Below are 10,046 nucleotides of genomic sequence, written 5' to 3'. Positions count from 1 at the left end.
TCGACCTGCAACTTAGATGCATCGACCTGCAACTTAGATGCATCGACCTGCAACTTAGATGCATCGACCTGCAACTTAGATGCATCGACCTGCAACTTAGATGCATCGACCTGCAAAGATGAGCTTACCCTTTGCTTAACTTTATTTTATCTAAAAACTTCACCTTACTGTTAGTTTAAAAGTCACAATGGGCACATTAAATATATACATTACAACAGTATGCTGATATGCCTACCCAAGATACAACACGCCGTTTGCGCCCTCAATTAATTAGTGAAGATGTTACTTCATGGCACGGCTTGCAAACGATCGCCACTTACCAAACAACCCGTGCTGATGCCTCTGCTACCAACTTACAGCAAGCTTATCAAGCTATGTTAGCCCAGCAACAAGCCGAAACCGAGAAATTAGCTTTATACCGTGCTGCTGCTGATGCTGCGCGATTAGCAGAATGGGAATTTCATAATGCAGTATTAGCCATGAAAGAAGTTGTGCGCGGACAATATGGATTAGATAGCGACCAAGCCCAAGCGGTAGGATTGAAGAAAAAATCAGAATACAAGCGTCCCAGCCGCAAAAAGTTAGTCGCATCATGAGCTAGGAAAAATTGACACATTTTAGATGTGCGATCGCTCTATATATTTACACAAAAACAAGGGTGGGCAACTATTTGCCCACCCTTGTTTTTGTTTAAGGCAAGGGGAAGAGACGCGATAAATCGCCGTCTGTACAATAATTCCTTTGTAGAGACGGCGATTTATCACGTCTTTGTTATATAGTCATATCTGCCTCCACGCTCAAGCGCACGTTTGTAAGCAGGTCGGGCATGAATGCGATCGACAAATTCTTTGATCTTTGGCCAGTTCTCGGCCTCTTCTTTTTGCACAGCCACTACTTCGAGGGGAAAGCTCATTTGGATATCGGCGGCGGTGAATTCCTCCCCTACAAACCACGTACTCTTACGAAGTTCACCTTCTATGTAGTCAAAATGAAGTTTGATCTGAGGCGCGACGAATCCATTAACAACGCTGCTGTCTCCTTCCCCGAAATTATTCAAGACCAATCGCATCACCAGAGGAGGCATTGCAGAGCCTTCGGCGTAATGCAGCCAATATGTATAGCGCAGATGCTCCGGTGTATCGGATGCCGGAACTAGCCGACCATTGCCGTAGCGATTAACGAGGTATTCGATGATAGCGCCTGACTCAGCAATGGTGAGGTCTGCATCTGTGATTACTGGTGACTTGCCAAGCGGATGGACTTGGCGCAGCGACTCCGGTGCTAGCATCGTTTTTGCATCGCGTTCATAGAATTTGATCTCGTATTCGATACCTAATTCCTCAAGCAGCCACAGCACACGCTGCGATCGCGAGTTGTTAAGATGATGAACAACGATCATAAAACGTTCCTCTTTTGATGGCTCATTACTATCCGATGTCGGCTAATCTCTAGCTATATTATTAGACAATCTTTTTCAGGCTAACTCCCCTAATTGGTATAAAAACCTCATTTGATTTCATTTATGGCTTTAATTATTGCTGGAGAACGTAGTGGGGTGGGCAAGACAACAGTTACGCTCACACTTTTAGCATCTTTGTGCCGTCGCGATCGCCTGGTGCAATCTTTCAAGGTAGGCCCAGACTACATCGATCCGATGTTTCATCAACACGTAACTGGTCGTCCTTGTCGGAATTTAGACCCAGTGTTGACTTCCGAAGCCTACGTTCAACAATGTTTTGCCCGTAATAGCCAACTAAGTGAATATGCCCTAGTGGAAGGGGTAATGGGATTATTTGATGGAGTGAAGGGGAGTGGGGATGAGGGAGCAGGGGAAGAAGAATTATTGATTAATGCCCAATGCCCAACAGACTTTGCGAGTACGGCACACATTGCGCGGCTTTTAGATTTACCTGTGGTGTTGGTGATTGATTGTAGTCGTTTATCTGGTTCTGTAGCTGCGATCGCTCACGGTTATCGATCTTTTGATCCCCGAATTAAAATAGCTGGAGTAGTATTAAATCGCGTGGGGAGCGATCGCCATCTTTCTCTACTGAAAGATTCTCTCGAACCCTTAAAATTACCGATTCTCGGCGGACTGCGCCGTCAAGATAACATCACAATTCCCGATCGCCACTTAGGTTTAGTTCCCACAGCAGAACTTCCCGAACTCAACGCTTTAATTAATCGCCTCGCCGATTTAGGAGATACCTGCTTCGATTGGCAACACTTATTACCCCTGTTAAAATCAAAACCTCTCCCTCATCGCCCTTATCCCCCTTATCCCCCGTCATTATCAGTCAGAATTGCAGTAGCCCGCGATCGCGCTTTTAATTTCTACTACCAAGACAATCTCGATTTGCTGCAACAACTTGGCGCAGAACTGGTTTTCTGGAGTCCCTTAGAAGATGCTGCAATACCAAAAAATGTGCAGGGAATGTATTTTGGTGGAGGTTTCCCAGAAATTTTTGCCCAGCAACTAGCAGAAAATACTAGCGTTCGTGATGCAGTGAAAACAGCAATTCTTCAAGGAATGCCTGCGATCGCTGAATGCGGAGGATTAATGTATTTATGTGAGCAGATTATCGATTTTGAGGGTAAATCTTGGTCGATGGCGGGAGTTTTACCGACATCTGCTGTAATGGGTGGCCGTTTAACTTTAGGCTATCGTCGGGCAGTAGCTTTGCAAGATAATTTGTTAGTCAAGGCAGGTACAACTGTTTACGGACACGAGTTTCATCGTTCCCATTTAACCTTAAATCCTACTCAGCCCCTGTTTGAAACTTCTCGCTACGATTCTGAGGAAAATATGGGATGCGAAGGATGGGGTTTACCTGCAAATGTTCATGCTTCTTATGTGCATTCGCACTGGGGAGAAAGTAGAGAAATTCCCCAGCAGTTTCTTCAAGAATGTCGAAAACTAGCATCTATAGAAACATGGAAATAAGCACAAAAACCAGTAGGGTGAATTAAAAACTATCAGTGAATTAACTCCGTAAAGAGGTGACACTCAGATCGTCATTCAACTTGCGAATCAGACGGGATAACTCACGAATGATATTCACCGCAATTTCGGGAGTTTCTTCGATCGCATCATACAGCTGCTCTTGCGTCAGTTCTAAAAATTCGCAAGGTTCTAAAGTCGTTGCGCTGGCGGAACGAGGTTGAGTATCAAATACTGCCATTTCCCCAAAGTATTTTCCCTGTTCCACCTCTGCCAACTGTTTATTTCCGATGTGAACTTTAACTCGGCCTGAGACGACAATATAGAGCGATCGCCCTTCTTCTCCCTGGCGAAAAATCGTGTAATTAGCTGGAAATGACAATTCGTTCATTACTGAAGTGAGCCGCACAATAAAATCATCCCGCAATTCCTTAAAAATTGGGACTCGCCGGACAAATAATAAACGGTCAACACTGGTTAGCATAATTACAAATTAAATATTAAATATTACTGTAAATTTTAAAACTGAAGCCACGCGATTAGTCATATTAACCGATGTTGAACGCTAGCGGTCAAGAATATCTTAAACTTTACCGACAGAAAACCACTTAGCATTGCTTTAATAGGAGCGATGCCTACGGCAGTAAACTACGCACAGAAAGTCTTCAAACTCAGTATTAGGTATTCTCTCGTTCCCATGCTCTGTGGCTGATTAAGGCTGTTTCGGGTCAGATATTGAGTCAGAGTCTCAATGAATGCATTCCCATGCAGAGCAAATGAACGAGGGAAACATAAATGGTTGAGTTATTAATCACTTTTATTTATCGTTTTAAAAAACAAGAGTATTTGCTCTTATTTGGTTGTAAGCCCTAATATTTATTTCATGAACTCCAAGGTACCTTGCTGAGAAACAAAAATCACCAATTTCATTAGAGGCAATAGCTTCTAAAAACTGGGGAACTGGCTAATGGCTAACGAACCGCGATCGGTGGTCGTTAGGTAAAACAGTCACAAAATCTCCTGAACTGCCCTGACATAGGGAGCAGAGAAGGACTAGGACAAACAGCATTGAATTATCGTGAGCAACAATTATGAGTTGGTTAATTAGTACAATAATTATTGGAATCTCTGCCGCTTTTGCAACCACCTTTGACGACAATTTATATTTGACAGCTTTTTTCGGAAAAGTCAATCGCAGCTTTCGTCCTAAGCATATTATTATTGGTGAATTTCTGGGATTCACAGCCTTAGTATGCGCTAGTCTCCCTGGTTTTTTCGGCGGTCTGATTGTTCCAACCACCTGGATTGGTTTGCTGGGTTTGCTTCCCATTACTATTGGTATCAGTAATCTCATCAGTCGAGAAGCGGAAACAGAGACAGTGCAAGCTGTGTCAATTGACTCAACCTCTCCTGTCAAATCTGGACGGCAGAAGAAATCACTATTAGCAACCATCCGCGATCCGCAAACTTACCGCGTTTCTGCTGTCACCATTGCCAATGGAGGAAACAACATTGGGATCTATGTACCATTGTTTGCTACTAGCAATCTTCCAAGTTTGGGTGTAATTCTGTGTGTTTGCTACTTTACTGTTGGGGTGTGGTGCTTACTCTCTTACAACCTGACTCGTAATCCTCTCATGGCTCCCGTTTTAACTCGCTTCGGTCGCAAAATTTTCCCCTTTGTCTTAATTTACTTGGGACTCTCTATCTTAATTAAAAGTGAAACATATCGGCTTTTACCTAGTCTGGCAATGCTTTCTAATTAGGTATGAGGCGATGTCTACGACGGGCGTAGCTGCGGCACCCGATCTGAAAACTCGAAATTCCTGATGGGTGCTATCTCCGTCATGTAACCAAAAAAGTCAGCGATCGCTTCCCATCCAAAAATATTTTTTAATCACTTGAATTTATCAATTTGAATCACAATAATATTTGATGTTATCAATCAAGTTATCTAAAGTGAGAATAAAGCACATTATTGATGGCTCTTATAAAAGCAAGCCCAGCACTACGAATCATCAAAGGAAGGAATTAATGAATAAACCAAATCCAAAAAAATTAACTCAGTGGATTGTAACAGCAGTATTTCTGGTACTTGTAATAGGATTTTCGCTCCTTGACCAGCAAGCAGTTAAAGCTCAAACACTAACACCATCTATACCTACGGAATCTGAACTAGCTCCAGTAATATCTCCGGTTACATCTCCAATGGAGTCTGTTACTGCCCCAGCAATATCTCCGGTTACATCTCCAATAGTGTCTGTAGCAGAAAACGTTAGACGTTTATTACAAACCAATGAATGTATCGGATGTAATCTGACTGGAGCAATGCTCAAGGATGCAAACCTGCAAGCGGCAAACTTGGAGGGTGCTAACTTACAAAATGCAGATTTAGAAAGGGCTAACTTACAGCAAACAAATTTACAAGGGGCAAACTTTCAAGGGGCAGATTTAGGTAAGGTAAACCTTTTGGGAGCAAACCTTGTGGGAGCAAACCTATTTGATGCAGACCTAGAGAAAGCTAACTTGCTGGGAGCAAATCTGCAAACCGCTAACCTACAGGGCGCAGATTTAGAAAAGACAAATCTCACAAATGCAAACATCCAGGGGGTTAACCTGATGGGGGTTGATTTGGAAGATGCAATCAGACCAGAAGGATTCACTGTTCAGTGATTAAACTGAAGTTCTCTGTGCAAATTTAATAAAAAATTTCAAAAGCCTAATTCAATATGAATCCAGGCTTTACTTTTTTAAATGTGAGTTCGACGGAATTTTTCTACTGACAGGATACCGTTACGTGGGCTTTTTTACTTTTCAGACAGGCTATTGTACTTTCAACCTGAGTAAGTCGGCGTGAAAAAACCAAACTATGTTTTGAGTAGGGGAGATTTGAGGTGTTTTTTAGATACGCGAATTATACCACTTGTATTCGTTCAGACAATTTTGATGCGATCGAACAGGAAGTGACACGCTTGTTAGAACAGGAGCCAGATTGTCTGCGTATTCCCCAGCCTCCTCAGCTTGTATGCAATCTGGATGAATATCTGTGGGAAGTAATTGTACGCAAACTGGGAATTGTATGCTTTTTTAATGGAACGGGTGGGTGGATTGTTGGCTTTTTTGCTGGTGAGGGCGGGTGGACGATTGTTAAGACTTGGCCAGTCGATCTGCTTTGTGTGCGCGCAGAAGGTGCTAGTCGCCCTCGTTTGTCGGCATTGGCAATGGAACTAGGGTGCGATGCTTTTCATTTTAGGGTGACTCGTGACGACAACGGTATCCTGCTAGAAACTGATGCAACAGGTCACATCTTCATTTCTGGTTGTGTTAATGCTGAAGAAAGTGAAAGCGATCAGTTTTATGATGAACAAGTTGATGCACCAGGCTTGCCCCCACAGTTTTCTCTATTGCATGTGCCACAATTGATGGAGTGGGCAATGCGAGTCAACGTAGATCCTGAAATTGCAAGAATTGAAGCTGAGTACGAGCGGCTGTTGGTAGAAGCTCCAGATTCAGAGTTATTATTTAACTTAGAAGATGAAGTATTTAAGGGTTATGCCGAACGCATTGATAATGCTTTGGCGGAAGTAATAGACAAATCTAAATCCTGGTATGTAGATTTAGCTTACGATGTCTACACAAAACCACAGAGCTTAGAAGCCAAAGGAGTACGTTTGCTGTACTTCCAACCTCCAACTACGTACAATCCTCATCCCGTTATCGTGCTACCACCTGAGCCTCTGTCTGAAGATGATGAGGATGAATCTTTCTAATCATTTCCATCAATAAATGTTCTACGCTGTTTGATTTGCTTCCAACCAGTTAAGTAAATCCTCAAGGGTTGTAAAATCCAATAAAGCCTCACCAAGTGCTTCTAATTGCTCTAGGGAAAGAGTTTGAATGCGCCCCCGAACCTCTTGTGGTAACTCTCCTACCCGTTTTTGTAGTAGCCGTAGCACAAGTGTTTGCCCCTGTTCCTGTTTTCCCCGCTCGTAACCAATGCGTTCGCCTGTGGTAATGTAGCTCATGATTAATAGCCAAGTTTCTTGTCCTTGAATTTGCCAGACTTTAACTAATTTATCTGCATATCTCCTACCAAGTTCTGCTTCGCGGGCTATTTGTTGAAATTCCTTGTCGAGAAATTCGTGGGGACGTTCCCAATTAATTAGTTCTGCTGTTTGGGGAAAGAAAAATTGCATTGCTTGGGGAAAGTAAGCTTCTAAAATTTCTTTCCACGGGCTATCATTATCTGCTCTTTCCAGTTCCTCGGTCATCAGTTGATTGTTATACCATTTAGTAATCCTAAATCATTTGTGAACAACAATATCCCTGATTTGTTGGAGAAGTCGGGGATCTGAGGCTGGCGATTTTCATCAATATAGAAGGGATTTGCACGAAAATAGCAGTCGAACTCACGTTTTAAAAGTTTGTACCCATGTAATTGTCAGAACTTGCGATCGCCACAATAGTAGATAAAGGTACTTCAGCAAAATATTGTCGCTGAAATTGTTCTTCTCTGACAGCAGCTAAAAATCGTTCCACTGCTGCCTGTGCCAAGTTTTCTGCATTATCGCTTGGATGCCAGGTGATTTGCAAATAACGGTCTTGTCGCTTAACTGTGAACCCTAAATATTTTAAAGCTTTGATTCCTACAAGTAAGGTTTGGTCGGTAATGCCGATTTTCTCTAAAAGTTGAACGCGGGTAACTAGTTGATTTGTACGACTAAGATATTTCGCAATTCCTACAAGAGTCAGCCAAATTTGATTGGGTGGTTGGAGGTTGGGTTTAGACCAAGCGATCGCTAATTGTTGCGAACTACTTATCGTTAGACATCGCCGCAACCATGCGCGTAAATCATCCCAGTTTGTAGGACAATCTTCAAGCAAGAGTGGGGGAGTGGGGAGTGGAGAGTGGGGAGTGGTTAAATTACGCCAGTCTAAGATGAATGGGGTTAGCGATAGCGGGGCGTTTAGCCCATTCCGAGTGTTGAGTGCTGAGTTAACACTGGGACACACGGCAATTAATCTAATTTCATAACGTTTTTTGAAAGTGTTATAGTCTAATTCTGCTATGCAATCACACTTTCCTATGGGCAATTCATCTTTGTAGTGCCCCCACCATATACCAGGAAAAGCACTTCTGCTGGAATCATCCCGAATATCAAACTCGGTTTTAATGTACTGTACCTTTTTCCCTTGCCAATCCTGCTGATTGCGATGCCAAGAATTTTCAAACCAGCAGTTTTGAATTAGCAATTTCGGAACAGGGTTACCCATTCCACAAGGTTCTAGCACTTTAAATTCTAAAAATAACTCTTTTCCCAAGTCTGCTACTGTTACCGTCAAGTCTGCTTGCACAGTTGGTGTTAGGGTTGTACTACCTAAAGATTGCCGCAACTGCTGATTAATCGCTGCTGTAAATAAAGGAATATTCTCTACTAACAAACTCAAACCTGCTGCAAAGGGATGTCCCCCAAAGCGATGTAACAAATGTGCTTGGTCTTTTACCAGTTGGTATAAATCCACAGAATTCACCGAACGGGCGGAACCACGGGCGAGGGTAGGGGATGAGGGGGATGAGGAAGTAAGATTTTCTCCCTCATCTCCCCCATCTCCCCCTGCTCCTTCGGTACTTAATAAAATAGTCGGGCGACCTGTTTCTTGTGCTACTTGTCCGGCGACTAAGCCCAAGACACCCGCAGGCCATTGGGCATCTTCTAGGACAATGACGCTGGTGGTTGATAAGTCTAATTGGGTAAGTTTTTGTGCTACTTGCGCTTGCACATCTTTTTGCAGAGATTTGCGGCGGGTGTTTGCGAGTTCTGTAACTTCGGCTAGTTCGTTACAACGTTTGGCATCCCGACTAGTTAATAATTCAACGCAAAAACTAGCATCGCCTTGGATGCGGCTAACGGCGTTAATTCTTGGCCCTAAACCAAAGGAGATATCTGTGGGGCGATCGCCACTTTTTTGGCACAATTCTAATAATCGCCCCACCCCCGGACGCCGACGCGCTGCTGGCGGCTGTTGAAAATCTACTTGCAGTCGTTGAATTCCTATCTGTGCTAAATAGCGACAATCTCCACTTAACTGCACTAAGTCGGCAATTAATCCTACTGCTACTAAATCTAATAAATCCTCTAACGGATTTTTTGCAATATTAGGCAGACTTTGATATAATCCTTCGACTAACTTATAAGCTACCGCTACCCCAGACAGATTGAACAGCTGATGTTCTCTGGGCAAATAACGAGGATTAATAATTGCTGCGACGGGTGGACGTTCCGTGGGTAAGGTGTGATGGTCTGTAACTATTACATCTATATCTAGTTGCTTGGCATAGCTAATTTCCTCAGTGTTTGTGCTGCCTGTGTCGCAAGTAACAATTAATTTGCAACCTTGTTTTGCGAGGTTATCAATCCCTTGATTATTGAGTCCGTGAGATTCTTTTAGGCGATTGGGAATGTAATAAATTAACTGAGTATTTTGTTTAAAAAATTGCCCCAATCCATCCCAAAGTACAGATGTAGCGGTAATCCCATCAGCATCAAAGTCTCCCCAAATGGCAATTTTTTCTTTGATGTTATATGCTTGTTGCAACCGGGCGATCGCTAAGTGCATTTCTTGCCCAAACTCAAAGGGACTCGCTGGTTGATAAGCTTTGTGGTTGATAAAAGCTGTTAATTGTTGATGATCTTTAATTCCCCGTTGCCACAACAATTGTGCTGCATATATTCCACTTGATGCGGGTGTATACTGTTTCACCGCATGGATGAACGACTCCGGGGGTTGTTCGGTTGCTGCTATAGTCCACTGTTGTTGTTCTGGCATACTAAAGTTAGGAGTTAGGGGTAAGAAGTTAGGAGTTAAGAGTTTTAATTGATAACTCTTAATTAAGTAAGTCGGTGAGAAAAATTCAATGTATATGAAGAAATATAAATTAGCTGTAGGGTGTGTTATGCCGTAGGCTAACGCACCTGGAATTGTTGACGGTGCGTTGCGCTCTGCGATAACTACATTAAAATTTCTTAACATAGCTGGAAATATTGGCACCGACTTACTAACTAACTTTTAACTGTTAGTTCGATAAAACAATCCTGCGGATAAA

Annotated in this window: 9 protein-coding genes; 5 read left to right on the top strand and 4 right to left on the bottom strand. The window is 42.8% G+C overall.

The window, feature by feature from the left end:
- Positions 1 to 227 precede the first annotated feature (227 nt).
- Positions 228 to 596: a hypothetical protein gene (locus tag V7K25_RS03135; protein WP_335154951.1), complete on the top strand. Its 369-nt coding sequence runs from the start codon at positions 228 to 230 to the stop codon at positions 594 to 596.
- A 164-nt stretch (positions 597 to 760) separates the two neighbouring features.
- Here V7K25_RS03135 and V7K25_RS03130 read toward each other — a convergent pair whose 3' ends face one another.
- Positions 761 to 1,399, bottom strand: coding sequence for a glutathione S-transferase family protein (locus tag V7K25_RS03130; RefSeq protein ID WP_335154949.1), 639 nt, complete (start codon positions 1,397 to 1,399; stop codon positions 761 to 763).
- Between the two features lie 123 nt (positions 1,400 to 1,522).
- Here V7K25_RS03130 and V7K25_RS03125 point away from each other — a divergent pair, with 123 nt between their 5' ends.
- Positions 1,523 to 2,944: a cobyrinate a,c-diamide synthase gene (locus V7K25_RS03125; RefSeq protein WP_335154947.1), complete on the top strand. Its 1,422-nt coding sequence runs from the start codon at positions 1,523 to 1,525 to the stop codon at positions 2,942 to 2,944.
- A 40-nt stretch (positions 2,945 to 2,984) separates the two neighbouring features.
- On the opposite strand, the gene V7K25_RS03120 is transcribed toward V7K25_RS03125, so the two are convergent.
- Positions 2,985 to 3,425: a Crp/Fnr family transcriptional regulator gene (locus tag V7K25_RS03120; RefSeq protein ID WP_229553802.1), complete on the bottom strand. Its 441-nt coding sequence runs from the start codon at positions 3,423 to 3,425 to the stop codon at positions 2,985 to 2,987.
- A gap of 607 nt (positions 3,426 to 4,032) precedes the next feature.
- On the opposite strand from V7K25_RS03120, the gene V7K25_RS03115 reads away from it, so the two are divergent.
- The 3 genes from V7K25_RS03115 to V7K25_RS03105 all read left to right on the top strand — a co-directional run bounded on the left by V7K25_RS03115 (position 4,033) and on the right by V7K25_RS03105 (position 6,711).
- Positions 4,033 to 4,707 carry a cadmium resistance transporter gene (locus V7K25_RS03115; RefSeq protein ID WP_335154945.1) on the top strand — a complete coding sequence of 225 codons (675 nt, stop codon included), beginning with the start codon at positions 4,033 to 4,035 and terminating at the stop codon, positions 4,705 to 4,707.
- A gap of 268 nt (positions 4,708 to 4,975) precedes the next feature.
- The gene (locus tag V7K25_RS03110) at positions 4,976 to 5,614 is read left to right on the top strand and encodes a pentapeptide repeat-containing protein (RefSeq protein WP_335154943.1); all 639 of its coding nucleotides are present in this window, start codon (positions 4,976 to 4,978) and stop codon (positions 5,612 to 5,614) included.
- 221 nt (positions 5,615 to 5,835) lie between these two features.
- Positions 5,836 to 6,711 (top strand): hypothetical protein, encoded by an 876-nt coding sequence (locus tag V7K25_RS03105; RefSeq protein ID WP_335154942.1) that lies wholly within the window; start codon positions 5,836 to 5,838, stop codon positions 6,709 to 6,711.
- 21 nt (positions 6,712 to 6,732) lie between these two features.
- Here the strand turns inward: V7K25_RS03105 and V7K25_RS03100 are convergent, their stop codons facing one another.
- Complete coding sequence (locus V7K25_RS03100) at positions 6,733 to 7,212, bottom strand: DUF4351 domain-containing protein (RefSeq protein WP_335154940.1); 480 nt, start codon at positions 7,210 to 7,212, stop codon at positions 6,733 to 6,735.
- 145 nt (positions 7,213 to 7,357) lie between these two features.
- Complete coding sequence (gene recJ, locus V7K25_RS03095) at positions 7,358 to 9,769, bottom strand: single-stranded-DNA-specific exonuclease RecJ (RefSeq protein ID WP_335154966.1); 2,412 nt, start codon at positions 9,767 to 9,769, stop codon at positions 7,358 to 7,360.
- Positions 9,770 to 10,046 lie beyond the last annotated feature (277 nt).

It is taken from the genome of Nostoc sp., assembly GCF_036919495.1.
Lineage (GTDB): Bacteria > Cyanobacteriota > Cyanobacteriia > Cyanobacteriales > Nostocaceae > Nostoc.
Note: the sequence above shows the minus strand (reverse complement) of the source record. Positions and strands in the feature narration are given on the sequence as shown.